The following is a 26,462-nucleotide window of genomic DNA, read 5'->3' on the forward strand; positions in this document are numbered from 1 at the left end:
GTCAGCGGAACGAACAGGAGCGAGAACATGACGCGGATCGAGCCTCCACCGCCCGGCCCCGCCACCACGGGCGGCGCCGCTCTCGCCGGCGCGGCGATCGTCAAGGACGACTACCACCCGCGCCTCACGAACGAGGACCTCGCACCGCTGAAGAACCAGAAGTGGTCCTGGTACAACATCTTCGCGTTCTGGATGTCCGACGTGCACAGCGTCGGCGGCTACGTGACCGCGGGGAGCCTGTTCGCACTGGGGCTCACGAGCTGGCAGGTGCTCGTCGCCCTCGTCGTCGGCATCGTGATCGTCAACGTGTTCGCGAACCTCGTCGCGAAACCCAGCCAGATCACGGGCGTTCCGTACCCGGTGATCTGCCGCGCGTCGTTCGGCGTGCTCGGCGCGAACGTTCCGGCGGTGATCCGCGGCCTGATCGCCGTCGCGTGGTACGGCATCCAGACGTATCTCGCGTCCCACGCGTTCGTCGTTCTGGGACTGAAGCTCTGGCCGTCGCTCGCGCCCTACGCCGACGTCGATCAGCACGGGCTGCTGGGGCTGTCGTATCTCGGCTGGGCCGGGTTCCTGGCAATGTGGGTGCTGCAGGCACTCGTGTTCTGGCGTGGCATGGAATCGATCCGCAAGTTCATCGACTTCTGCGGTCCCGCGGTCTACGTCGTGATGCTCATGCTCGCGATCTACCTCGTGAGCGAAGCCGGCTGGTCGAATATCGGGTTGAGCCTCGGCGGTGTCGAACACACCGGTCTGGCAGCGGTTCCCGTGATCCTCGGTGCTATCGCCCTCGTCGTCTCGTACTTCTCGGGCCCGATGCTCAACTTCGGCGACTTCTCCCGCTACGGACGCAGTTACGCGGCCGTCAAGCGCGGCAACTTCCTGGGTCTGCCGCTCAACTTCCTGTTCTTCTCGATCCTCACCGTCGTGACGGCGTCGGCGACGCTGCCCGTGTACGGCGAGCTCATCACCGACCCCGTCGAGACCGTCGCGCAGATGGATTCGGTGTTCGCCGTCGCGCTGGGTCTACTCACGTTCATCGTCGCGACGATCGGCATCAACATCGTCGCCAACTTCGTCTCGCCCGCCTTCGACTTCTCGCACGTCTCACCGCAGAAGATCAGCTGGCGGATGGGCGGCATGATCGCGGCGATCGGCTCGGTCCTCATCACGCCGTGGAATCTCTACAACAATCCCGAGGTCATCCACTACACGCTCGAAACGCTCGGCGCGTTCATCGGGCCGCTGTTCGGTGTTCTCATCGCCGACTACTACCTCGTCCGCAAGCAGCGGGTGATCGTCGACGAACTGTTCACGATGTCGCCGTCCGGCTCGTACTGGTACCGGCGCGGCACGAATCCGATCGCGGTGGCCGCGACGATCGCCGGCGCCTTCTTCGCCGTCGTCCCGGTCGTGTTGCAGGGCAAGCCGTTCGGCATCGACATGTGGGGAATGGCGGGTGCTGCGCAGTACTCGTGGTTCATCGGCGTCGCGGTCGCGGGCGTCGTCTACACCGCCGCGTCGGGCCGGCTCCGGCGCGCACACGAGGTCCCGAGCACAGATGCGTCCTGAGCTTCCTCACGGTCCCGCTCCCGATCCGACCCGGATCCTGGTGGTCAATCCCAACACGTCGGTCGCGATGACCGCGGCGATCGGAGAGATCGCCGCGGCCGTCGCGGCCCCGGGATTCCGGGTCGACGCGGTGTGCCCGGCGACCGGTCCCGAGTCGATCGAGAGTCACTACGACGAAGCGCTCGCCGTTCCCGGTCTGCTCGCCGAGATCGCGCGCGGCGAGGCAGCGGGGGTCGGCGGCTACGTCGTCGCGTGTTTCGGCGATCCGGGTCTGCAGGCCGCGCGCGAACTCGCGTCGGGCCCGGTCGTCGGGATCGCCGAGGCCGCGATGCACACGGCGTCGATGCTCGGGCGCGGCTTCAGCGTCGTGACGACCCTCGCCCGCACGCGCGGGCGTGCGTGAGATCTGGCGGAGCAGTACGGCATGACGCGGTTCTGTCTCGGTGTGCACGCGTGCGACGTTCCGGTGCTCGCACTCGACGATCCGGCGGCACACGACGCGGTGGCGCGCCTGTGCGCGCAGGTGGTGGCCGAGGACGAACCCGACGCTCTCGTCCTGGGGTGCGCGGGCATGGCGGGCCTACGCGCTCGGGTCGAGGAGGAGACGGGAGTTCCGGTCGTCGACGGCGTCGCCGCCGCGACGCTCACGGTGCAGTCGCTGCTCGTGCAGGGACTGCGCACGGGTGCGCGGGGCGAGTTCGCGGCGCCGCCACCGAAGCGCTACGCGGGCGTCACAACAGCGGATCGTGCCTGATGCGGTTGTCGATTCCCGCCGCGCGCAGCCGGAACAACGTCGAGTTCACCATGCCCGGTGAACCGCTGACCTGGATGTCGTGCCCGGTCCACGAGCGATAGTCGGCGATGATCTTGCCCGCCTGACCCGTGATCCTGCGGCGCATGCCCTGCGGCGAGAGCATCGGCTCGGTGACCCACCACGGATCGTCGTCGCGCTCCGACACGGGCGTGACGGTGAGCCACGGGTTCGCGAGTTCGATCTGTGCGAGTTCGTCGTAGCAGTACAGGTCGCTCGGATGGACGCCCGTCACGAAGAGGTGCACGCGGGGGTTGTCGCGCCGCTGCGCCATGTCGAGGATCTGCGCCCGGAGGGGAGCGACACCTGTCCCGGCACCGACCATGAGCATGTCGTCGCCACCGGCGGCCGGGACGCCGAGATCGCCGATCGGCGACGACAGCTGCCACCGCTCCCCGACCTCGGTGCGGCCGACGATCGCCGGCGAGACCCAGCCGCCCGACACGCGCCGGACGTGGAACTCGACGATGTTCTCGTCGTTCGGCGGCGTCGCCATCGACAGGTAGCGCCACATCCGGGGACGCGACGGGATCTGCACGCTCACGTACTGGCCCGGCGTGTAGTCGAACGCGGCGTCGGTGCGCAGCCGGACGACGACGAGATCGGCGAGCACCTCACGGCGTTCGATCACGGTCGCGCCGGTCGTGGCCGGACCCGCTTCGGCGTCGGCGGCGTCGATCATCGTGCCCGCGAGGAGAGCGATCGCGTCGCTCCACGCGGCCTCGGTGTCGTCGGTCCACGGTTCAGTGCACTCGAAGCGGCCGAGCGCCGTCAGCAGTGCGGACCCGACGGCCCGATAGTGCGACTCGTCGATCCCGTACTTGCGGTGATCGCGCCCGAGCTGGGTGACGAAGGGCAGGACGTCGTCGACCGTGTCGAGGTGGTCGACGACGTATCCGATCGCCGCGACGAGCCGATCTCGCTGAACATCCATCGCGGCGGGGAACAGCTCGCGTACGGTCGGGTTCTCTGCGAACAGGATCGAGTAGAACGACGCGGAGAGGCGACCGGCGCCGCCTTCTTCCGCAGCCACCGCTTTGAAGTGGCTGCGTACCAGAGAAATGGCCCGTTGATCCACTTCGGATCCTCCCTGTCGTTCCCGGACCGGTGGGCTCCGCATTCGGCCACGTAGCGCGCCCCCGCCGGATGCATGGCACTGTAGTCGACGCACCGGCGGCACCGCCCGCCGGGAGTTCGCGGCGGGGCGAGAACTACAGCAGAGGAAGGGTGACCAGTGATCACCGTGGTCGAGGGCACGAACGACGACGAGAAGAACGGCTTGTCTCCGCATCGGGCCGGGGTGCCCGCGCAACGTCTCCGTGAGTGTTCGGAGTTCTTCGCGCTGCCAGAGCTGGCACACCTCCCCGCCTCACGTGCACGCGAGGCCCTCGAGGAGTTCGCGACGACGGGGACCTACACCCACACGGCGGAGGAGCTTCTCGTCGGCGCGAAGATCGCGTGGCGCAATCATGCGCGCTGCGTCGGGCGCAAGCACTGGCGGACGCTCGAACTCATCGACCGGCGCGATGCCGAGACCGCCGAGGACCTCGCGCAGATGTGCTGGGATCACCTTCGCCGCGCGACGAACGGCGGCGCGCTGCGGTCGGTGATCAGCGTCGGGCCGCCCCGCGTCGCTGGGCGCGAGGACTACAGCATCGTCAGCCCGCAGCTCATCCGGTACGCGGGCTACCGCGAGCCGGACGGCACAGTGACCGGCGATCCGGCCCATCTCGAGCTCACCCGCATCGCGCAGGAGCGCGGCTGGAAGGGCGCGCACACGGCGTTCGACGTCCTGCCGCTCATGGTGTCGACGCCGACCGAGGGGCTGCGCCTGTTCGACGTCCCCTCCGATCTCGTGCTCGAGGTCGACATCGAGCATCCCGAGCACGAGTGGTTCGCCGAACTCGGGCTCAAGTGGCACGCGGTCCCCGTCGTCGCGGACATGAACCTCGAGGTCGGCGGGCTCGTGTATCCGTGCGCACCGTTCAACGGGTGGTACGTCAGCACCGAGGTCGGTGCGCGCAACTTCGCGGACACCGACCGGTACGACATGCTCGCGCCCGTCGCCGACCGGCTGGGCCTGGACCGCAGCACCGATCGCACGCTCTGGAAGGACCGCGCGCTCGTCGAACTCAACCGTGCCGTCATCCACAGCTACCGCGCGGCGGGGGCGTACATGGTCGACCACCACACCGTCGCGAAGCAGTTCGTCGACTTCGTCGAACGCGAGGAGCGCGCCGGACGGGAGTGCCCGACCGATTGGACGTGGATCAATCCGCCGATGTCGTCGGGCGTCACGCCGACGTTCCACCGTTACTACGACGCCCCCGACATGGACGTGCGCCCCAACTACGTGCGCCGCGACGGCGCCGGTGGCGGGTGCCCCGTCCACCACGCGACGACGAACTGAGCCGTCACGGCTCGCCGAGCAGCCGGAACGTCGTCCCCGCCGCACGCAGCGCGGGGAGCGCTCGGGCAAGGCCCGACGCGGTCCCGCCGTGCGGCTGATTCATGTGCGCGAGCACGATCGCACCGTCCCGCGCACCGGCGAGCGCGTGCTCGACCGCCGCGGGATTCGCGGTCGCGCCGGCGTCGCCGTTGACGGCGAACCCCGCGACGCCGAGACCGAGGTCGGTGAGGAGATCGACGGCGACGTCGTCGTAGTGCGCCGTTCCCGCACGGAACCATCGCGGGGTTCGTCCCGCGACGTCGGTGAGGGTGCGTTGGTTCGACTCGATCTCCGCGCGCGCGTCGGCGTACGACGTGGTCCCGGCGATGCCGTACGCGGCGCGGCCGTCGACCGACAGCGGGAGGTGCCGCGACCCGTGGTTCTCGATCTGGAACAGCGGGTCGGCCGCGAGCTCCGCCGTGAGCTGTTCGTGCGCGCGGACCCAGCGCTCGTTGAGGAACAGCGTCGCCGGTATCGCCTCGGCGCGCAGCAGGTCGAGCAGAGCGTGGTCGACACCGCTCCCGGACGGACCGCCGCACGCGTCGAAGGTGAGCGCGACCCCGCCGTCGACGACGTCGCGGATTCCGGGCAGGTGCGTCCCCCACGCGACGGGCGTGCGTCCGGGTGCCGCGAGATCGGCGGCGACGGGCACGGTCGTGACAGGCGGGGTCGGGGCGGGAGTCGCGGGCGCCGCCGGAGCTCCGGGTGCGGGATCTGCGGGCGGACGCGGCGAGCACGCCGCGACGAGAGCGAGCGGGGCGAGCGCGAAAAACCGGCGGCGCGCGAGGGTCGGCGTCACCGACGCAGCGTGCCACAGCCGCCCGCCCGGGCCGCAGCGGGACACGCCGTCGTCTAGAGTTCTCGGCACGCTGCTCATGGCTGTAACGGGCAGCGGGCGAGACCGGCATCGCACGCTCGCGAACCAGCTGCACCCGTGACTCCCCTGGAGGATGCAGATGGATCCGCTCGCCGTCGCCGACGCCCGTCCCGCCGTCTCGCTCGTGTCCGACGCCACCGTGTACACCGGCGGCCGGTGGCTCACCCACACCGACGTCCACATCGCCGACGGCGTCGTCACGGCGATCACCGAACACGATTCCCGTTCCGCGCCCGGCGCTCTCGACGCCACCGGAACACTCGACGCCACTGCAACACTCGATGCCGCCGGTGCCCATGTCGTCCCGGGATTCGTCAACACCCACACCCACCTGCAGCAGTCCCTCATGCGCGGGCTCGGCGAGGGCCGTCCGCTGCTCGACTGGCTGATCGAGATCGGTGATCACACCGCGGCGATCACTCCCGAGCGGGCGTACCTCGCGGCCGTCGCCGCGTGCCTCGACGGACTGCGCAGCGGCACCACGACGCTCGTCGAGCACATGTGGCCGCATCCGTCCGACGAGGTCCACGACGCCGTCGTCCGCGCGCTGGAGGACACCGGGGTACGCGCGCTGCTCGGCCGCGGCTGCGCCGATCGCGCCGACGCGACGCGCGTGTGGGGAATGGATCCGCGCGTGCTGCAACCGCTGGGTGAGGTGTTCGATCACGCGGATCGGCTCGCGGCGCGGACCGCGGGCAGTCGTATCCGGATCGGGCTCGCCGTGCCGAATCCCCGGTGCGTGACGCCGGACGGGATGGCCGCGATCCGCGAGTACTCCGACACCCGCGGCGCGACGGTGTCGATCCACCTCCTCGAGACGACGACCGACGACGACCGCTGCCGGGAGCACACCGGCCGCTCCGCCGTCGAGTACCTGGGCGACAACGACTTCCTGTGGGACCGGCTGATCGCGGCGCACTGCGTCCGGCTCGACGGCGACGGTCGCAGCGCCCTCGCCGAGCACGGCGTCGCCGTCTCGTACAACCCGCTGAGCAACATGCGGCTCGGGTCGGGCGTCGCACCGCTGGGCGAGTGGCTGCGCGCCGGGATCGACGTCGGGCTCGGTGTCGACGGCGCCGCGAGCAACGACACCCAGGACATGCTCGAGACGATGCGGATCGGGGCCTACGTCCAGCGTGCGGTGCACGCGCGCGCCGACCTGTTCCCGTTCGCGGAGATGCTCGATCTCGCGACGGGCGGCGCGGCCGGCGCACTCGGGCACGTGCCGCACGTCGGCGGCGTCACGGTGGGCGCGCCCGCCGATCTCACCCTCGTGCGGTTCGATCGCGACTTCGGTGCGCTTCCCGTGCACGACCCCGGCGCGACGATGCTCACCACCGGCAGCAGCCGGACTGTCGATACGGTTCTGGTGGGCGGCGAGATCGTCGTCGAGGACGGGCACTCGACCCGGATCGACGACGCCGAACTCGTCGCACGGCTGACCGACCCCGCGATCGGAGGACACGCGTGAACACCCCGCACGAGGACAGCGGACGGAGCGTCGCTGCATTCGACGCCGAGCTCGCCGCGCAGGCGCGCTCGGAGCTCGAGGCAATCTGCAGTTCGCCCGCCTGGGCCGAGCGCATCACCCAGCGGCGGCCGTTCCGGACGCTGGAGACGCTCCAGGCCGTCGCGGAACGGACGCTGCGCGAGCTGAGCGAGAGCGAGATCGACGACGCACTCGCCGGCCATCCGAGGATCGGCGACCGCGCCGACAACGCGTCGTCGGCGCGCGAGCAGGCCGCCGTGACGACGGCCGGCGACGACGTGCGCGCGCGGCTGCGCGAGGGCAACGCCGAGTACGAGCGCCGCTTCGGCCACGTGTACCTCGTGTGCGCGTCAGGCCGTTCGGCCGAGGAGTTGCTCGCGATCCTCGAGGCGCGCCTCGGCAACGACCCCGAATCCGAGCGCGCGATCCTGCGCGACGAGCTGGCCGCGATCAACCGGCTGCGGATCGCACGCGCCTTCACCGACGACGCCGACACCACCGAGGAGCGCTGATGAGCAAGACCCTGAGCACGCACGTACTCGACGCAGTGAGTGGCGATCCCGCGGTGGACGTCGCGGTGCGCGTCGAGTCCGGCGGCGCCGTCGTGGCATCGGGGCGGACCGACGACGACGGGCGAATCGCCACGCTCGCCGACGCCCCGCTCCCCGCCGGGACGTACCGGATCGTGTTCGATTCGGGCGAGTACTTCGAGCGGAGCGGGACCGACCACTTCTATCCCGAGGTGATCGTGACGTTCCGTTCCGACGGCAGTGGACGCGGGTACCACGTCCCGATCCTGTTGTCGCCCTTCGCCTATTCCACCTATCGCGGCAGCTGAGCCGACTCACGAACGGAGTACGACATGACCGAGCCGAGTGGAAAGATCGTGCTGAGCGGCCATCAGTACGGCAAGGCCGAGAATCGGGTGGTGCGCATCGTGCGCGACTCCCCGCGGCACGAGATTCGCGACATGAACGTGTCGACCTGCCTGCGTGGCGATTTCGCCGAGGCGTATCTCAGCGGCGATCAGAGCAAGGTGCTGCCGACCGACACGCAGAAGAACACCGCGTTCTCGTACGCGAAGGAGGTGGGCACCGAGTCGATCGAGCAGTACGGACTCGCGCTCGCACGGCATTTCGTCGACTCGGTCGCTCCCGTCTCGGGCGCGCGCATCGAGGTCGAGGAGTACGCGTGGTCGCGCGTGTACGTGGACGGCGCCGAGCACGATCACACGTGGGTGCGGTCGGGCCAGGAGACACGGACGGCCGCGATCACCGTGGACGCGGACGGCACGTGGGTCGTCGGCGGGCTGAAGGATCTGGTCCTGCTCAAGTCCACGGGCAGCGAGTTCCACGGCTTCCTCGAGGACGAGTACACGACGCTCGCGCCGACGAACGACCGCGTCATGGCGACCTCGCTCGTCGCACAGTGGCGGTTCACGCGGACCGACATCGACTGGAACGAGACCTATCTCGGCATTCGCGACGTCGTGACGTCGACGTTCGCGACGGTGCACTCGCTCGCGCTGCAGCAGACGCTCTACCAGATCGGCAAGAACATCCTGGAGCGCTACCCGTTCGTCGCGGAGGTGCGACTGTCGGCGCCGAACAAGCATCACTTCGAGTACGACCTCGGCCGGTTCGGCGTCGCGAACGCGAACGAGGTCTTCCATGCCGACGACCGGCCGTACGGGCTGATCCAGGCCGCCGTCTCGCGTGAGGGCGCTCCTGCCGCGGGACCCGCGTGGGACGGCTACGCAGGCTGGCTCGCGTGAGCGAGTCCCGCCCGATCGTGATCGGGTCCGGTCCGATCGTGATCGAGGGCGCCTACGTCGCGACGGTCGATGCGGCGCGCACCGAGCACACCACCGGGCACGTCGTGGTGCACGGCAATCGCATCACCGCCGTGGGCGCGGGCCCTGCCCCGGACGTCGAGGGTGCCGAGGTGATCGACGGCCGCGGGTGTCTGCTCACGCCGGGCCTCGTCAACACGCATCACCATCTCTACCAATGGATCACGCGAGGGCTCGCGGCCGACTCGACGCTGTTCGAGTGGCTGCAGACGCTCTACCCCGTGTGGGCGGGCATCGACGAGGACTCGGTGCGGACGGCGGCGACGGGCGGGCTCGCGTGGCTCGCGAAGCACGGCTGCACGCTGACGACCGATCACCACTACGTCGTGCCACGCGACGGTGGCGACGTGTTCGCGGCGGAGATCGACGCCGCGCGCGTCGTCGGGCTGCGGTTCCATCCGACGCGCGGCTCGATGGACCTCGGGCGCAGCAGTGGCGGGCTGCCACCGGATTCGGTCGTCGAGACCTTGGACGGCGCGCTCACGGGAACGGCGGACGCCATCGCGCGGTGGCACGACGACTCGCCCGACTCGATGCTGCGGATCGGCGTCGCACCGTGCTCGCCGTTCTCGGTGACGACGGAACTGCTCCGCGAATCCGCCGCGCTGGCGCGCGAATCGGGCGTGCTGCTGCACACCCATCTCGCGGAGACGCTGGACGAGGAGCAGTTCTGCCTCGACCGGTTCGGTTGCACGCCCGTCGAGTACATGCGCGAGGTGGGGTGGCTCGGCGACGACGTGTGGTTCGCGCACGCCGTCCATCTCGACGACGCCGCCGTCGAGACGATGGCGAGCACCGGCACCGGGGCGGCGCACTGCCCGACGTCGAACGCGCGTCTCGGTGCGGGCATCGCGCGGGCCGCGGACCTGCACGCGGCGGGTGTCCGGCTGGGGCTCGGCGTCGACGGCGCCGCGAGCAACGAGGCGTGCTCGATGATCGAGGAGGCGCGGCACGCGACGCTGTTCGCGCGGGCGCGCGGCGGCCCCGATGCCATGTCGGTGCGAACGGCGCTCGAGCTCGCGACGATCGGCGGGGCGCGCGTGCTCGGGCGTGACGGCGACCTCGGCTCGATCGAGCCGGGCAAGCTCGCCGACCTCGCGTTGTGGCGCGTCGACGCCCTCGGGCATGCCGGGATCACCGACCCGGTCGCGGCGCTGGTGCTGGGTGCGACGCCGCCCCTCGAGCGCCTGTTCGTCGACGGCCGTGTCGTGGTGGAGTCCGGCCGGACCGTGACCGTCGACGAGGAGTCGGTGGCGCGGGAGGTGGCGCGGGCCCACGACGCCCTCGTCGCCGGAGCCGGCTGACCCCGCCCCCTCCGTCCGGCGGTTCTGCACCCCTTTTCGCATTCTGCACCCCGTTCAGCTGCCCGAACGGGGTGCAGAATGCGATTCGGGGTGCAGAACGGCGGGGCCGGAACGTGCGGAGTGGGCGCTGAGTGAGTGGCCGTGGGAGACTGGCGGCCATGGACGATCGGGAGCACGCCGCGCACCACGCGTGGCCCCAGGGGTGCATCGCACACGGACGATAGGCGAGGACCCGAGCCTCGCCCGCCCCTGCTGCGCGCCCGATCGCGCAGCTCGATCTCGCAGGACACGTCATGGATCTCTCGTTCGTCGACGAGGTCGTCCTTCCCCGCAGTCGCGACGACCTCCCTCCGCCCTCCCCCGGCACGGCCTTTCTCGCCGGCGGGACGTGGCTCTACTCCCAGCAGCAGCCCGACGTCACGCGCGTCGTCGACCTCACGACGCTCGGCTGGCCCGCACTCACGGTCCACGACGACGCACTCGAGATCGCCGCGACGTGCACGATCGACTCGCTCGCGCATGCGGAGTTCCCCGAACACTGGACGGCCGTACCACTCTTCCGGCGGTGTGCCGAGTCGCTCGTCGCGTCGTGGAAGATCTGGCGGACCGCGACGATCGGCGGCAACCTCGCACTGAGCCTGCCCGCCGGCGCCATGACGACGGCGATGTGCGCGCTCGGCGGCGAACTCACCGTGTGGACGCCGGACGGCGGGGCACGGACCGAAGCGGCCTCGACGTTCGTCGTCGGTGAAGGACGCAACACGCTCGCGCCGGGTGAGATCGTCCGCTCGATCCGGATCGGCGAGACAGCACTGCGCGGGAACGTCGCGGTGCGCAAGGTCGCGTACACGGCGCTCGGACGGTCGGGCGCGCTGCTCGTCGGCAGGCGCGGCGACGACGGCGTCACGCTCACCGTGACGGCGGCGACGGTGCGGCCGTCCGTCGTGCACTGGCAGGGCGTCCCGACCGCGGCCGAGGTCGCCGCCGCGATCGACGCGATCCCCGAGACCGATTGGCTCGACGATCCGCACGGCGAACCGGCGTGGCGGGCTCACGTCACGGCCGTGCTCGCCGAGGAGATCCGTACCGAACTGGCGGGAGACGCCCGATGAGAATCACCGTCGACGGACGCGACATCGACACGGCCCCACGCCCCGGCCAGTGCCTGCGCACGCTGCTCCGCGAGAACGCGACGTTCGCCGTCAAGAAGGGCTGCGACGCCGGCGACTGCGGTGCGTGCAGTGTGCTTCTCGACGGCGCGCCCGTGCACTCGTGCGTCGTCCCCGCGCATCGCGCCGACGGCGCCGAGGTGACGACGGCCGCGGGACTCGGCGAGCCGGGCGATCTGCACACGACGCAACAGAACTTCGCCGATGCGACCGGCTTCCAGTGCGGTTTCTGCACCGCCGGCATGGTCGTGACAGCGTCGGCCCTCGACGACGCTCAGCGCGCGGACCTGCCGAGCGCACTGAAGGGAAATCTGTGCCGCTGCACGGGATATCGCTCGATCTGCGACGCCGTCGCCGGCGTGAAGGCCGTCGAGAACGACGAACCGGGCGACTCGTTCGGGCGGTCGGTGCGTCCACCCGCCGCCGAGCGCGTCGTGTCGGGTCGCGAGCCCTTCACGCTCGACACCACGATGCCCGGGGTCGCACACATCGCCGTGCTCGGCAGCCCCGTCGCGCACGCCCGCATCGTATCCATCGACACGAGCGCCGCCGAGAGCCTGGACGGCGTGCATGCCGTTCTGACGCACCGTGATTCGCCCGACGTGTACTTCTCGACGGCGCGCCACGAGAACCGTGCCGACGATCCCGACGACACCCTCGTGTTCGACACCGTCGTGCGGTTCGTCGGCCAGCGCGTCGCCGCCGTGGTCGCCGAGTCGGTGGACGCCGCACGCCGCGCCGCCGCGCTGATCACGGTCGAGTACGACGAGTTGCCGGCCGTCCACGACCCGGACGCCGCGAGCGCCCCGGACGCCCCGCGCCTGCACGGCGACAAGTCGCACGAGTCCCGGATCGCCGATCCCGCACGCAATCTCGTCGCCGAGTTGCACGGTCACGTCGGGGACGTCGAAGCCGGGCTCGCCGAGGCGCGCAGCACCGGCGCCGTCGTCGAGAACACGTGGCAGACGGCGCGCGTCCAGCACGTCCATCTCGAGACGCACGGCGCGATCGGCTGGCTCGACGACGACGGCCGGTTGACGATCCGGTCGAGCACGCAGGTCCCGTTCCTCGTCCGCGACGAGATCGCCCACATCTTCGGCCTGGACCGCAGCCGGGTGCGCGTGCTCGCGGCCCGCGTCGGCGGCGGCTTCGGCGCGAAGCAGGAGATGCTGCTCGAGGATCTCGTCGCGCTCGCCGTCCTGAAGACGGGCAGGCCGGTGCAGTTCGAGTTCACGCGCGAGGATCAGTTCACCGTCGCACCGTGCCGTCATCCGATGCGCGTGAAGGTCCGGGTCGGCGCGGGTGGCGACGGCGTGCTCACCGCGCTCGCGATCGACGTCCTGTCGGATGCGGTGCGTACGGCAATCATTCGGTCGGCGTCATGTTCCATGCCTGCAGCGAGTCGACGGCGCTGTACCGCAGCCCGAACAAGAAGGTCGACGCGCACGCCGTCTACACCAACAATCTCCCGTCGGGCGCCTTCCGTGGATACGGCCTGGGCCAGGTGATCCATGCGATCGAGTGCGCGCTCGACGAACTCGCGGCCGAACTCGGCATCGACCCCTTCGAACTCCGCCGCCGCAACGTCGTCGTGCCCGGCGACGATCTGGTCGACGCCGAGGTGCAGCGCGACGATCTGACGTTCGGCAGCTACGGACTCGATCAGTGTCTCGACCTCGTCGAGGACGCGATGCGCCGCGGCAATGGCGCGAGTGCACCCGACGGCTGGAGGACCGGTGAGGGGATGGCGGCGTCGATGATCGCGACGGTACCGCCGCGCGGCCACTTCGCGACGGCGTCGTGCACGCTCACCGTGGACGGCCGCTTCGAGGTGCGTGCCGGCACAGCCGAATTCGGCAACGGCACGTCCACCGTCCACACCCAGATCGCGGCGTCGGCGCTCGGCACGACCGCCGACCGGATCACCCTGTTCCAGTCGGACACCGACATCACCGAACACGACACAGGCGCATACGGTTCCGCGGGCAGCGTCGTCGCGGGCACCGCCGTGCGCGACGCCGCGCGCCGCCTCGCCGACACCCTGATCGCGACGGCACGCGCCGTGAGCGGCGGCACCGGCGACGCCTGGCTCACGAACGACGGCGTCGCGATCGACGACGCCCTCGTCCCGTACGGCGACCTCGTGCGGGGCGGTCCGATCACCGCCGACGGCAACAACGGCGGCAGCCCGCGCTCGCTCGTGTTCAACGTGCAGGGCTTCCGCGTCGCGGTGAACGAGACGACCGGTCAGGTGAAGATCCTGCAATCGGTGCAGGCGGGCGACGCCGGGACGATCCTCAACCCCAACCAGTGCCGGGGCCAGGTCGAGGGCGGCGTCGCGCAGGCGATCGGCTCCGCTCTGTTCGAGGAGATGCTGCTCGAGAACGGCCGCGTCACGAATCCCACGCTGCGCGGCTATCACATCCCGCAGCTCTCGGACGTTCCCGAGACCGAGGTGTACTTCGCCGACACGTACGACGAGGTCGGCCCGCACGGGGCGAAGTCGATGAGCGAGTCGCCGTACAACCCGGTCGCACCGGCACTGTCCAACGCGATCGCGGACGCCGTCGGCGTCCGGCTCCGGACACTACCGATGACGCCGGCCCGGATCTGGGCGGCGATGCGCGACACGCAGGACGGGTGACCGCGCCGGGCCGACGAAACGAGAAGACTCGATGCGGGTTCACCGCCTAGTCTTCTCGCCATGACCTCGTCTCACGCCGCCGACGCCCACGACCGCATCCGGGTACACGGCGCACGGGTGAACAACCTCCAGGACGTGAGCCTCGACTTGCCGAAACGTCGCCTCACCGTCTTCACCGGCGTGTCCGGGTCGGGCAAGAGTTCGCTCGTGTTCGGGACGGTCGCGGCCGAGTCGCAGCGGCTCATCAACGAGACGTACAGCGCGTTCGTGCAGGGGTTCATGCCGTCGCTCGCGCGTCCCGACGTCGACGTCCTCGAGGGCCTGACGACCGCGATCATCGTCGACCAGGAACGCATGGGCGCCAACCCGCGCTCGACCGTCGGCACCGCGACGGACGCCAACGCGATGCTGCGCATCCTGTTCAGCCGGCTCGGGCAGCCGCACATCGGCTCGCCGCAGGCGTTCTCCTTCAACGTGGCGTCGATCAGCGGGGCCGGCGCCGTCACCGTCGAGAAGGCGGGCCGCACCGTCAAGGAGCGGCGCGCCTTCAGCGTCACCGGCGGCATGTGTCCCCGGTGCGAGGGCATGGGCACGGTCTCCGACTTCGATCTCACCGCGCTCTACGACGACACGAAGTCGCTGAACGAGGGCGCCCTCACGATCCCCGGTTACTCGATGGACGGCTGGTACGGCCGCATCTTCCGGGGTGCCGGGTTCTTCGATCCCGACAAGCCGATCGCGACCTTCACGAAGCGGCAGCTCGACGATCTGCTCTACAAGGAGCCCACGAAGATCAAGGTCGACGGCATCAACGTCACGTACGAGGGACTGATCCCGAAGATCCAGAAGTCGATGCTGTCGAAGGATCGTGAGGCGATGCAGCCGCACATCCGGGCGTTCGTCGACCGCGCGATCACCTTCCAGACGTGTCCCGAGTGCGGCGGCACACGCCTGAGCCCCGAGGCGCGGTCGTCGACGATCGAGGGCAAGAGCATCGCCGACGTGTGTGCGATGCAGATCAGCGACCTCGCGGAGTGGGTCCGCGGGCTCGACGAGCCGTCGGTCGCGCCGCTGCTCGACGCCCTGCGCGACACGCTCGACTCGTTCGTCGAGATCGGGCTCGGCTACCTGTCGCTCGACCGCCCCGCGGGCACGCTGTCGGGTGGTGAGGCGCAGCGCACCAAGCTGATTCGTCATCTCGGGTCGTCGTTGACCGACGTCACGTACGTGTTCGACGAGCCGACGATCGGGTTGCACCCGCACGACATCGACCGGATGAACACGCTGCTCCTGCAACTGCGCGACAAGGGCAACACGGTGCTCGTCGTCGAACACAAGCCGGAGGCGATCGCGATCGCCGATCACGTCGTCGACATCGGTCCCGGTGCCGGTACCGACGGCGGGCGGATCGTGTTCGAGGGGACGGTCGCCGAACTGCGCGAGGCGGACACACTCACGGGCCGCCACCTCGACGATCGCACGACGCTCAAGGACGCCGTCCGCGAGCGGTCGGGTGCCCTCGAGATCCGGGGGGCGAACAGCCACAACCTCCGCGACGTCGACGTCGACCTTCCGCTCGGCGTACTCACCGTCGTCACGGGTGTCGCCGGATCGGGCAAGAGTTCGCTGATCACGGGCTCGGTCGCGCGCCGCGACGGCGTCGTGACGATCGATCAGGCCGCGATCAAGGGCTCGCGGCGCAGCAATCCCGCAACCTACACGGGCCTGCTCGACCCGATCCGCAAGGCGTTCGCGAAGGCCAACGGCGTCAAGCCCGCCCTGTTCAGCGCGAACTCCGAGGGCGCGTGCCCGAACTGCAACGGCGCCGGAGTGGTGTACTCCGACCTGGCGATGATGGCCGGCGTCGCGACGACGTGCGAGGTGTGCGAGGGCAAGCGCTTCATGGCCGAGGTCCTCGAGTACACCTTCGGCGGCAAGGACATCAGCGAGGTCCTGGGAATGTCGAGCGCGCAGGCCGAGGAGTTCTTCGCCGGCGGCGACGCGAAACTCCCTGCTGCGCACAAGATCCTGCGTCGACTCGTCGACGTCGGGCTCGGATACGTGAAGCTCGGCCAGCCGCTCACGACACTGTCGGGCGGCGAACGGCAGCGCCTCAAGCTCGCGTCTCACATGGGTGAGAAGGGCGAGGTGTACGTGCTCGACGAGCCGACGACGGGCCTGCACCTCGCGGACGTCGAGCAGCTCCTGGCGCTGCTGGACCGGCTCGTCGACTCGGGCAAGTCGGTGATCGTCATCGAGCATCATCAGGCCGTCATGGCGCACGCCGACTGGATCGTCGACCTCGGGCCCGGCGCGGGCCACGACGGTGGGCAGATCGTGTTCGAGGGAACCCCCGCCGACCTCGTCGCGGATCGGTCGACCCTCACAGGACGCCATCTCGCCCAGTACGTCGGGGCGTGAGGCGCTAGCGGCTGACCGCCTTCTTGTAGCGGTGGATCGCGAACGGCACGAATACGACGAGGATCGCGACCGACCACAGCACCGACGCGAGTTCGGCGTGACGCAGCGGCCACACGTCGGGCGGCGGGACGGCCGGATTCGTGTTGCCGAAGAGATCGCGCGCCGCCTGCGTCACGGCCGAGACCGGATTCCATTCGGCGATCACGCGCAGCGGGCCGGGTAGCGACGACGGATCGACGAAGGTGTTCGCGATGAACGACAGCGGAAAGATGACGATGAAACTTGCATTGTTGAACACTTCCGGCGTCCTGATCCACATGCCGACGACGGCCATCACCCACGACAGCGAGTACGCGAACAGCAGCAGGAGCAGGTAGGCGGCGAGCGCCCGCAGTGGGTCGGTGTGGATGCGCCAGCCGACGACGAGTCCCGTCAGCGACATCACCGCGAGGCTCACGACGTTGATGAGGACGTCGGACGTCGTGCGGCCCACGAGCACCGCGGACGACGACATCGGCAGCGACCGGAAGCGGTCGATGATGCCCTTCTGCAGATCCTCGGCCATGCCGAGGCCCGTCCAGGTCGAGCCGAAGATGACGGTCTGCGCGAAGATTCCGGCGATGAGGAACTCGCGGTAGGACAGTCCGGGGATGTCGATCGCGTTCCCGAACACGTACGCGAACAGCAGGACGAACATGATCGGCGACAGGATCGTGAACACGAGCAGATCCGGAACGCGCTTGATCTTGATGACGTTGCGCTTCGCGATCGTGATGCCGTCGCCGAGCGCGTACCCGATCGTGCTCATCGGTCCTTCTCCTTCGCTGCGCCGTCGTCGCCGTCGACCTCGCGTCCGGTGAGGGTCAGGAAGACCTCGTCCATCGTCGGACGGCGCAGCCCGACGTCGAACACCTCGATGTCGGCCCGCGAGAGCCTGGTCAGTGCGTCGACGAGCGAGTCGGCGCCTGCGTCCACCGGAAACGTCACTCTGCGTGCCTTGACGTTGACGTCGATGTCGCCGGCCGACACGTCGCCGAGGACGGAGCGGATCCGGTCCAGGTCGGTGCCGTTCTCGACGCTGAGCTCGATCCGTTCGCCGCCGATGCGCTCCTTGAGTGCGTCGGCGGTTCCGCGCGCGATGACGCGGCCGCGGTCGATCACGGCGACGTCGTCGGCGAGCCGTTCCGCCTCGTCCATGTACTGCGTCGTGAGCAGGAGCGTCGTCCCGCGCGAGACGAGGTCGTCGATGACGTCCCACAGCGAGAGGCGTGCGCGGGGATCGAGGCCCGTCGTCGGTTCGTCGAGGAAGAGCACCTCGGGCTCGGCGACGAGTGCGCCCGCGAGATCGAGCCGGCGCCGCATCCCGCCCGAATAGCCCTTGACGGGCCGGTCGCCGGCCTCCGCGAGGTCGAACCGATCGAGCAGTTCGCGCGCTCGACTGCGTGCGGCGCGCGTACCCAGGTGATAGAGCCGTCCGACCATCTCGAGGTTCTCGAAGCCCGTCAGGTACTCGTCGACCGCCGCGTACTGGCCGGACGCACCGATGCGTGCGCGCAGGTCGTCGGCCTCCGCGACGACGTCGAGCCCGAGAACGCGCGCACTGCCCTCGGTGGGAGTGATCAGCGTCGTCAGGACCCGGACGGCCGTCGTCTTGCCCGCACCGTTGGGGCCGAGCAGCGCCATGACGGTGCCGCTCGGAACCCGCAGATCGATGCCGGCAAGCGCATCGAGGTCGCCGTACCGTTTGACCAGACCTTCGATGACGATCGCGTCGTCCGTGCTCGTGCCGTCTGTGATCGTGTCGCCTGTGATCGTGCCGTCCATACCGATCTCCTGCCGGTGTACCCATTCCCTCGACCACAACTCGTCAAGTGTGACCCCGGGCACCGACAGAAGTCATCGGAACGCAGCACTACTTCATCGCAGCACTACTTCATCGCCGAGGTGCTCGATGCGAGAGACCGCACGGACAGCGCGGTGAAGACTGCGGCAGCAGTCAGGGCGACCGGGATCGTGACGATCAGGGCACCCGTGTCCAGGTTTCCCGCCCAGGCCCACGGGACGTACATCCCGAACGCCGACCGAAGCCCGTCGTTGCCGCCGACGAGCACACCGGCGATCGTGCCGGCGACCGCGACCAGCAAGGTCGGGAGAAGTCCGACGGACGAGGTCAGGAACGTACCGAACGCCAGCAGCATCATCCCGAAGACCACGAACACCACACCGATCCGAAGCCCCACGACGAACCCGGGCCCGATGACGAACACCGAACCGGCCACAGCAGACGTGAGAACGAGACTCTCCGCCGCGATCAGCCGACGAGCATGTTTCCGAACGGAGACAGGACGGATCGCGATCCCGCGAGCACCGCGTCGCCACCGCGACACCGCGATCAGGGGCAGAACGGAGCACCCGAGCGGAAGAACGAGAAGCGCGAAGACCGTCGCGGTCTCGCCGGGCTCCAGGTACCGGCGCAGCCAGCCGACCGTCACGATCGCCAGCGCCGTCAGGACGAGGAGCCCGGATCCGCGGAGCGCAGCAGCCGGCATGCGATCGAGAATCCCGAGGGATCCGCGTCGCGGCCGCGCGGTCGGCCCCCCGGAAGCGGCAGCGCCGAGTGAGGTCTCGACTACTCGCCCGCCGCTCGGCATCCGCCGCATTCTGCTGTCCGACCGGGCCGACACTCCGGCTCGCGCGAGGACGAGCGCGGTACCGCTGATCAGCGAGAGTGCCACGGCTACAACCGAACCGGAGATCACGACCCCGTTCAGCGCTTCACCGTTCGCATGTGTTCCGATCAGACTCAGGGTGGGCCGGATCTGCCACGCCGACGGGACGAACGGCCAGAGACGGGTCTCGGCCGTCGTCGCCCCTGCGACGACGAGGAGCAGGGTGGCGACGAGCGCGCCACCGAATCCCGTTGCCTCGCCGACCAGTCGCACGAGAACGACGAAGGCCGTTCCCCCGAGCACACAGACCCACGCCAGCGTCGCCGTGTCCCGGAACGCCTCGCCGAGACCCGCCGTCCGTTCACCGATCACCGCGTAGGCGAGAAAGGCGGTCCCGACATGCGTCGAACAGAAGACGAGCATCCACCAACCCAGAACGCACGAACCGGCGAGGGTTCTGCGCCAAGGAGCGACGGATCGCACGTTCACGGCAGGACCGGCACGTCGTTCCGTGACCGCGATGTATGCCGCCACGGCTCCGACGAATCCCGGACCGACGGCGACGATCCACATGTTCTGATGTGCGAGAACACGTTCCCAGGTCGCCGGACCCGACGCCACCAGCAGAACCACGGACGCCAGCGACACGAGGCATACGACCGGCACGGCCAGCAGGATCGGTGACGGCACCCAGACCCGGAGCCCGGCGAGGACGGCGGATCCACGCACACGACCGCTGCCCCGAGCAGCCGACGGCACCGCATCGCTTCGCACGATCATCCCTGCGCCGCCGTCGTCACCGCGAAGTACGCCGCTTCGAGATCACCGTCGGGTGCGAAACCGGACAGGGACCCCGAATACGCCGTCCGTCCCGCAACGATGCACGTGACGTCGTCGGCGACGGCGGCGACCTCGCCGAGAACGTGGGAGGAGAAGAGCACGGCCTTCCCCGAGCTTCTCAGCCTGCGTACGAGTTCGCGGATCTCCCTGACACCTTCGGGATCGAGCCCGTTCTGCGGTTCGTCGAGGATGACGAGTTCGGGATCGCCGAGCAACGCGATCGCGGTCGCCAGGCGGCTACGCATGCCCGTCGAGAACGTGCGAGCGCGACGATGCTGGACGTCGGTCAGTCCTGCGATCGTCAGAGCACGGTCGACGGCACCGCCGTCCACTCCGATCAGCGATGCATGAACGGCGAGATTCCTTCGCGCGCTGAGGTGGCCGTAGAAGCTCGGGCCGTCGACCGACGCACCGACCCTCGCGAGCGACGACCGCGTCCACGGCTCGCCGAAGAGCCGTACGCTCCCGGACTGCGGCGGCAACAGTCCCAGGAGCACTCGCAGGGTCGTGGACTTCCCGGCTCCGTTCGGGCCGAGCAGTCCGGTCACCGACCCGGGCTTCACCTGCAGATCCACTCCGCGCAACACCTGCCGACGGCCTCGCCGTCGCCACACCTGCGTCATCTCGACGATCATGCGAACACGCTCGCATTCGACGCCGCGGCGGCACATCCGCCGACGGAACGAACCGGTCGTCTCCTCCTGTCGTAGGAGATGACCTTCCGCCGGGCCCCATGGCGGAAGATCCAGGGCACAACCGACCTGGTGCGGTCGTGGCGCTCCCGGCAAGAATCCGTCCGTGCCCGGGGGACTGTCGCGAATGCTGTCGAGCGACTCGACGACGAAACACCCTCGGCAACCCACCGGGCCCGGGCCGACGGTCGGCCGGACGGCGACGTCCGTGTTCGCACGGACGCACGGCGTCGATCGAGTGCTCGCAGCAGCGGGATCCGCCGTTGCCGCGCTCTACTGGGTCGCGGCCTCGTCTCCCGGCGCCGGTGCCTCGGATCTTGCTCTGGCACTGTCGAATACCGGCCTGGTCTGCTGTCTCCTGTTCCGCTCGGCCTTTCCGATTTCTGCCGCTTCCGTCACGGCGCTGCTGTGCGGTGCGATGGCCGCGGTCGGTCTGGTCGGCCCCACCCCGGTGAGCGTGTCGCCGCTGCTCGTCGCCGCGCCGTTGGCGCTGAGCGCGATCACCTACCGAGCTCCGGCTACGACCGCCGGGCTCGTCGCGCTGATCGCAGCGGCGATCGGAAGCGCTGCCAGCCCGATCGTGCAGAACTCCGCTGCACCGCTGTGGGCGTACAGCGCTCACCTCGCCGTTCTCCTGATCGTCCATCTCCGGGCGCGGTGGCGACGGAAGGAGCGAGCCTTCCGCCGGAAGGAGATCGAATCAAGGGCCGCCCTCGCGCGAGCGGACGAGCGCGACCGGCTCGCGTCGGAGCTGCACGACATCCTCGGCCACGGCCTCACCGTCATCCATGCCCACGCGAACGCCCGGCTGGCCCATGCCGATGCCGATGCCGATGCCGATGCGAGCACCGAGACCACCGATTCACTCCGCACGATCAGGTCGATCGCGAAAGCATCGATACGCGACCTGCGATTCCTGGTGGGAGCGACGAGTGCCCCGTCCGATGCGACACACGAGGGACTTCGCGAGATTCCCGGTCTGCTGGCGGCATCACGGACAGCCGGTGTCGATCTGCGAACATCGGTGCCCGATCCCGCAGCGCTGTCGACCTGGGACGCCGAAGTGAACGCCGATACGAGACACGTGATCGTTCGGTGTCTTCGAGAAGGTCTCACCAATGCGCTACGCCACGGCGACGCCTCCGGCCACGTCGACGTGGAACTGTCGCGCCACTCCGGCAACCTGGAGTTGGTGATCCGAAACAAGCCCTCGGACGTCGAGGCCGAGCGGCTCCGACCGCCCGGCACGGGGCTCTCGACCCTCCGACGACGCGTCGAGGCCGTGGGCGGGCACCTCGGTGCGGGCCTCGACGCCCACGTCTTCCGGCTGCAGGTCCAGCTGCCCCTCGACGTGAACCGGGCGGGGAGAGTTCGGTGATCAGAGTCGGAATCGTCGACGACCAGCCGCTCCTCGTCTCGGCATTCGCGGCACTCGTCGACACCGCCCCGGACATGAGAGCGGTTGCCACCGGACACGACGGCGACGACGCGATCGACCTGGCCACCACGCGACAGCTCGACGTACTCCTGCTGGACGTGAAGATGCCCGGTACGAGCGGGCTCGACGCCGCCCGCATCGTCGCCGGTATGCCCGACGCCCCGCGCATCCTCATGCTGACGACGTTCGATGTCGCCGACTACGTGATCGAGGCGCTCCGCAACGGTGCACACGGATTCCTCCTCAAGGACGCCGATACCGCCGAGTTCCTCGACGCGGTACGCACGGTGCATGCGGGCCGAACCGTCCTGGCAGCCGAAGCCGCAGGACACGTGGCCGAGGCACTGCGGTCCGCCCCACGAGCCCCGAGCACGATCCGCACCGACGTGACGCCGCGCGAACGCGACGTCCTGGTGCTCGTGGGCGAGGGCCTGACGAACCCTGAGATCGCGCATCGACTCTTCATCGCGGAGACCACCGTGAAGTCCCACGTCAGCAGCCTTCTGGCGAAACTCGGGTGCCGCGATCGCGTCGCTCTCGCCGTACTCGCCAACTCCCCCGAGCCGCCCCGCCCGCGCCCGCGGTGACCCTCAGCCGGTCACGCGTGCCGCCGTTCCGGCGTCGATCGGAACGACGATGCCCGAGATGTGGGCGCTGTCTCGGCTCGCGAGGAAGAGCACGACGCGGCTGACCTCGAACGGTTCGAGCCACGGGACGGGCTGTGCGTGCAACGACTCGAAGACGGGGGCGACGTCCTCGGGAGTCGGATTGTCGAGGTCGGGACGCAGGTGCGAGTACAGCGCGTGGTTGTGGATCATCGGCGTCGAGATGTTGCCGGGCGCGACGGCGTTGACGGTGATGCCGTGATCGGCGAGGTCGAGCGCCGAACTCTTGGTGAGCCCGATGACGCCCCATTTCGACGCCGCGTACGCGGCCATGTTGGGACCACCGCTGCGGCCCAGCATCGACGACACCGTGACGATGCGCCCGTACCCGCGCGCGATCATCCCGGGGGCGACGGTCGCGATCGTGTTGAACACGCCCGTCAGGTTCGTGCCGATCGCCTCGTCCCACCGTCCGCTCGACATCGACTGGACGGGCGACGGGATCGAGACGCCCGCGTTGGCGACGGCGATGTCGATGCGGCCGAACTCCGCCTCCGCGCTCGTGACGACGTGCTCCATCGCCCCTCGGTCTGCCGTGTCGGCGCGCAGGGCCAGGACGCGGCGCCCGGTCGCCTCGACCATCCGCACCGTCTCGGCGAGGTCCTCCTCGGTCGCGAGCGGATAGTCGACGTGGGGTGAGCCGTCGAGCCGGTCGCACAGCACGACGTCGGCCCCCCGCTCCGCGAATGCGAGCGCATGCGCGCGCCCCTGCCCTCGTGCACCGCCCGTCACGAGTGCCACCTGCCCGTCGAAAGCGTGCTCCATCGGCTCTCCTTGCCCTCCACTCGATCGTCGCCGACCGACGCCGCGCATGTGCGCACTTCGGCGAGGCGCTGTCGACTCACACCCTGTCGCGCCGCGGATGTGACGGGACCCACTCCTCCCGGTGACCAGGAGTTGCAGGTGCGCAGTCCGCCGCTGCCGTTCACTCCGGCACCTGTGATCGCCTAGATTCGACATGTGAGCGCACAAGACCTCCCCGCCCCGCTCCGGCGAGCACTCGTCACCGTCGCCCGCACGCCACGCCTGCTCGTGGCGTCGGACTACGACGGCACGATGGCGCCCATCGTCTCCGATCCCGAGAAGGCGTTTCCGCTGCCGGAGGCCGTACGGGCGCTGCGCTCGATCGCGAATCTCCCCGGCACGGCGGCCGCCGTCGTGTCGGGCCGCGCGCTCAAGGACCTCGCGGTGCTCTCGCGCCTGCCGGCCGAGGTGCAACTCGTCGGCAGCCACGGGTCGGAGTTCGACGCCGGGTTCATCCACGCGATCGACGCCGAGGCCCGCGACCGGCTCGAACAGATCACGCGCACGCTCGAGGAGATCGCGGCGCGTCACGCCGGCACCGCCGTCGAGGCCAAGCCCGCGAGCGTCGCCCTGCACGTCCGCAACGCCGAACCCGCCGCCGCCCAGTACGCGCTGAACGAGGCCCGCGCCGAACTGCCGTCGTGGCCCGGTGTCCAGGTCACCGAGGGCAAGGCCGTCATCGAGTTCGCGGTCATCGCGACCGACAAGGGACAGGCACTCGACATCCTCCGTCATCAGGAGGGTGCATCGGCGGCCGTGTTCATCGGCGACGACGTGACCGACGAGAAGGCGTTCCGCCGGTTGCAGGGCCCCGACGTCGGCATCAAGGTCGGCGACGGCGACACCCTCGCCGAGTACCGGATCGAGAGCCCCGAGCAGGTCGCGACGACGCTCGCGTTCCTGCTCGACGAACGCCGCACGTGGCTCTCGGGTGCCGACGCGTCGCCGATCGAGCGGCTCTCGATGCTCGCGAACCCCCGCACCGTGGCGCTCGTGACGCCCGACGCCACGCTCACGTGGCTGTGTCACCCGGAACCCGATTCGGCCGCGGTGTTCGCGCACCTGCTCGGCGGCACGGCGGCCGGTCACTTCACGGTCGGCCCGCAACGGCACGGCCTGCCGCTCAGCCAGCGCTACGTCGACGGCACGATGACGGTGCAGACGCGCTGGGCGAGCCTGTCCGTCACCGACTACCTGCCGCACGACGTGGGACCGGGACGCACCGACTTCACGCGCGTCGTCAGCGGCCGCGTGCCCGCCGTCGTGACGTTCGCGCCGCGCCCCGAGTTCGGCCAGTCGCAGGTCTCGTTCGAGATCGTGCCCGACGGCCTGCGCGTGCACGGCACGAACGATCCGTACGTGCTGCGCTCCCCCGGCGTCGAGTGGCACGTCACGACGGACGGCAATCAGGAGACGGCACACGCGACGATCGATCCGTCGGCAGGCGACGTGGTGCTCGAACTACGATGCGGCACAGAGGACATCGGGCCGTCGGTGATGACGGAGAACGAGCGCCGCGCGCTCGCCGAGTCGTACTGGCGCGACTGGGTCGGCGACCTCGAACTGCCCGGCGTGAAGCCCGATCTCATGAAGCGCTCGGCACTCACGCTGCGCGGCCTCGTGCACGCGGATTCCGGGTCGATCATGGCGGCGGCCACGACGTCGCTGCCCGAGGAGATCGGCGGTGTCCGAAACTGGGACTACCGCTACTGCTGGCTTCGCGACGCCGCGCTCACGGCGTCGGCGCTGGTCTCGCTCGGCTCGCTCGGCGAGGCCGAGGACTACCTCGACTGGGTGCACACGGTGCTCGAGAGCCTGCCCGGCCCCGAACGCCTCCATCCGCTCTACACGCTGTGGGGCACGGCGCTGCCGCCCGAGGCCGTGATCGACTCGCTGCCCGGGTACGCCGGGTCGCGGCCGGTGCGCGTGGGCAACGCCGCCAACCAGCAGGTGCAGCTCGACGTCTTCGGCCCGATCGTCGAACTCGTCTCGCACCTCGCACACGCGCGCGAGAAGAAGGGGCTCCGGCCCGGCGTCGCGCTCGCCGATCGCGACTGGGAACTCGTGCAGGCGATGGTCGAGGCCGTCGAGCGCCGGTGGTTCGAGCCCGACCACGGTATCTGGGAGATCCGCGACAACCCGCGTCACCACGTGTACTCGAAGGTCATGGGCTGGGTGACGGTCGATCGGGCGCTCACGCTCGCCCAGCACTTCGGACGGCCCGCAGGCACGAACTGGAAGGCGCTGCGCGACGAGATCGCCGCGGAGGTGCTGGAGAAGGGCTGGAACGACGACGTCCGTTCGTACACCGCCGCGTACGACGGCACCGACCTCGACGCCGCGACCCTGCACATCGGGCTGTCGGGCCTGATCGATCCGCAGGACGAACGGTTCCGGCTCACCGTCCTCGCGACCGAAGCGGAACTGCGCAGCGGTTCGACGGTCTACCGCTATCACCACGACGACGGCCTCCCCGGCACGGAGGGCGGCTTCCACCTGTGTGCTGCATGGCTCGTCGAGGCGTACCTGCTCGTCGGCGCGCGCTCGCAGGCGGAAGCACTGTTCGCGCAACTCGTCTCGGCAGCGGGCCCGACCGGCCTGCTCAGCGAGGAGTACGACCCCGTCGCCGAGCGGTCGCTGGGCAATCACCCGCAGGCGTACAGCCACATCGGCCTGCTGCGGTGCGCACAGCTCCTCGCCTGAACGACGCCGTCCGAACCCCGACGCTCCCCGATTCGTGGTCGCGCTCCCTCACCAGGGTCAGCG

Annotated in this window: 19 protein-coding genes and 2 pseudogenes; 14 read left to right on the forward strand and 7 right to left on the reverse strand. The window is 69.8% G+C overall.

All coding sequences use genetic code 11. From position 1 onward, the window contains the following. Positions 1-27 precede the first annotated feature (27 nt). Complete coding sequence (locus tag RR1_RS15610; protein WP_040772376.1) at positions 28-1,572, forward strand: NCS1 family nucleobase:cation symporter-1; 1,545 nt, start codon at positions 28-30, stop codon at positions 1,570-1,572. Beyond that, positions 1,562-2,326 (forward strand): annotated as a pseudogene (locus RR1_RS15615) (aspartate/glutamate racemase family protein). The gene RR1_RS15610 and the pseudogene RR1_RS15615 overlap by 11 nt, the downstream one beginning before the upstream one ends. On the opposite strand, the gene RR1_RS15620 reads toward RR1_RS15615, so the two are convergent. Then, on the reverse strand, positions 2,304-3,461 hold the full coding sequence (locus tag RR1_RS15620; RefSeq protein ID WP_040772374.1) for a globin domain-containing protein: 1,158 nt from the start codon (positions 3,459-3,461) through the stop codon (positions 2,304-2,306). The pseudogene RR1_RS15615 and the gene RR1_RS15620 overlap by 23 nt on opposite strands. 201 nt (positions 3,462-3,662) lie before the next feature. Between RR1_RS15620 and RR1_RS15625 the strand changes: the two genes are divergently transcribed. Next, entirely contained in the window at positions 3,663-4,793 is a 1,131-nt protein-coding gene (locus tag RR1_RS15625; protein ID WP_051111167.1) for a nitric oxide synthase oxygenase, read from the forward strand. A gap of 4 nt (positions 4,794-4,797) precedes the next feature. Here RR1_RS15625 and RR1_RS15630 read toward each other — a convergent pair whose 3' ends face one another. After that, a complete protein-coding gene (locus RR1_RS15630; RefSeq protein WP_040773351.1) occupies positions 4,798-5,631 on the reverse strand; it encodes a polysaccharide deacetylase family protein in 834 nt (277 codons plus the stop codon). A 151-nt stretch (positions 5,632-5,782) separates the two neighbouring features. On the opposite strand from RR1_RS15630, the gene RR1_RS15635 reads away from it, so the two are divergent. The 8 genes and pseudogenes from RR1_RS15635 to RR1_RS15670 all read left to right on the forward strand — a co-directional run bounded on the left by RR1_RS15635 (position 5,783) and on the right by RR1_RS15670 (position 16,588). Then, on the forward strand, positions 5,783-7,180 hold the full coding sequence (locus RR1_RS15635; protein ID WP_010838352.1) for an amidohydrolase family protein: 1,398 nt from the start codon (positions 5,783-5,785) through the stop codon (positions 7,178-7,180). Beyond that, on the forward strand, positions 7,177-7,710 hold the full coding sequence (gene uraD, locus RR1_RS15640) for a 2-oxo-4-hydroxy-4-carboxy-5-ureidoimidazoline decarboxylase (protein WP_010838353.1): 534 nt from the start codon (positions 7,177-7,179) through the stop codon (positions 7,708-7,710). The genes RR1_RS15635 and uraD overlap by 4 nt, the downstream gene beginning before the upstream one ends. Continuing rightward, positions 7,710-8,036 carry a hydroxyisourate hydrolase gene (gene uraH / locus RR1_RS15645; RefSeq protein ID WP_010838354.1) on the forward strand — a complete coding sequence of 109 codons (327 nt, stop codon included), beginning with the start codon at positions 7,710-7,712 and terminating at the stop codon, positions 8,034-8,036. Before uraD ends, uraH begins: the two co-directional genes overlap by 1 nt. 24 nt (positions 8,037-8,060) lie before the next feature. After that, positions 8,061-8,972 carry a factor-independent urate hydroxylase gene (pucL, locus tag RR1_RS15650; RefSeq protein ID WP_010838355.1) on the forward strand — a complete coding sequence of 304 codons (912 nt, stop codon included), beginning with the start codon at positions 8,061-8,063 and terminating at the stop codon, positions 8,970-8,972. After that, entirely contained in the window at positions 8,969-10,354 is a 1,386-nt protein-coding gene (locus RR1_RS15655) for an 8-oxoguanine deaminase (protein ID WP_072713651.1), read from the forward strand. Before pucL ends, RR1_RS15655 begins: the two co-directional genes overlap by 4 nt. A gap of 293 nt (positions 10,355-10,647) precedes the next feature. Then, positions 10,648-11,466, forward strand: a complete 819-nt coding sequence (locus tag RR1_RS15660) for an FAD binding domain-containing protein (protein ID WP_010839456.1) — start codon at positions 10,648-10,650, stop codon at positions 11,464-11,466. Continuing rightward, positions 11,463-14,167: pseudogene (locus RR1_RS15665) on the forward strand (molybdopterin-dependent oxidoreductase). The gene RR1_RS15660 and the pseudogene RR1_RS15665 overlap by 4 nt, the downstream one beginning before the upstream one ends. Before the next feature lie 60 nt (positions 14,168-14,227). After that, positions 14,228-16,588 carry an ATP-binding cassette domain-containing protein gene (locus tag RR1_RS15670; RefSeq protein ID WP_010839459.1) on the forward strand — a complete coding sequence of 787 codons (2,361 nt, stop codon included), beginning with the start codon at positions 14,228-14,230 and terminating at the stop codon, positions 16,586-16,588. A 4-nt stretch (positions 16,589-16,592) separates the two neighbouring features. Here the strand turns inward: RR1_RS15670 and RR1_RS15675 are convergent, their stop codons facing one another. The 4 genes from RR1_RS15675 to RR1_RS15690 all read right to left on the reverse strand — a co-directional run bounded on the left by RR1_RS15675 (position 16,593) and on the right by RR1_RS15690 (position 20,732). Continuing rightward, on the reverse strand, positions 16,593-17,396 hold the full coding sequence (locus RR1_RS15675) for an ABC transporter permease (RefSeq protein ID WP_010839460.1): 804 nt from the start codon (positions 17,394-17,396) through the stop codon (positions 16,593-16,595). Continuing rightward, complete coding sequence (locus RR1_RS15680; RefSeq protein ID WP_010839461.1) at positions 17,393-18,412, reverse strand: ATP-binding cassette domain-containing protein; 1,020 nt, start codon at positions 18,410-18,412, stop codon at positions 17,393-17,395. The genes RR1_RS15675 and RR1_RS15680 overlap by 4 nt, the downstream gene beginning before the upstream one ends. 104 nt (positions 18,413-18,516) lie before the next feature. Continuing rightward, a complete protein-coding gene (locus RR1_RS15685) occupies positions 18,517-19,986 on the reverse strand; it encodes an ABC-2 family transporter permease (RefSeq protein ID WP_143153866.1) in 1,470 nt (489 codons plus the stop codon). Between the two features lie 47 nt (positions 19,987-20,033). Continuing rightward, complete coding sequence (locus tag RR1_RS15690) at positions 20,034-20,732, reverse strand: ABC transporter ATP-binding protein (RefSeq protein WP_010839463.1); 699 nt, start codon at positions 20,730-20,732, stop codon at positions 20,034-20,036. A 163-nt stretch (positions 20,733-20,895) separates the two neighbouring features. Between RR1_RS15690 and RR1_RS15695 the strand changes: the two genes are divergently transcribed. Continuing rightward, a complete protein-coding gene (locus RR1_RS15695) occupies positions 20,896-22,167 on the forward strand; it encodes a sensor histidine kinase (RefSeq protein WP_143153867.1) in 1,272 nt (423 codons plus the stop codon). Next, a complete protein-coding gene (locus RR1_RS15700) occupies positions 22,164-22,814 on the forward strand; it encodes a response regulator (protein WP_010839465.1) in 651 nt (216 codons plus the stop codon). The genes RR1_RS15695 and RR1_RS15700 overlap by 4 nt, the downstream gene beginning before the upstream one ends. Before the next feature lie 3 nt (positions 22,815-22,817). On the opposite strand, the gene RR1_RS15705 is transcribed toward RR1_RS15700, so the two are convergent. Further along, a complete protein-coding gene (locus RR1_RS15705) occupies positions 22,818-23,657 on the reverse strand; it encodes a mycofactocin-coupled SDR family oxidoreductase (protein WP_010839466.1) in 840 nt (279 codons plus the stop codon). Positions 23,658-23,852: 195 nt separating this feature from the next. On the opposite strand from RR1_RS15705, the gene otsB reads away from it, so the two are divergent. Beyond that, on the forward strand, positions 23,853-26,399 hold the full coding sequence (gene otsB, locus RR1_RS15710) for a trehalose-phosphatase (RefSeq protein ID WP_010839467.1): 2,547 nt from the start codon (positions 23,853-23,855) through the stop codon (positions 26,397-26,399). Positions 26,400-26,462 lie beyond the last annotated feature (63 nt).

This window comes from Rhodococcus rhodnii NBRC 100604 (assembly GCF_001894925.1).
Taxonomy (GTDB): Bacteria; Actinomycetota; Actinomycetes; order Mycobacteriales; family Mycobacteriaceae; genus Rhodococcus_F; species Rhodococcus_F rhodnii.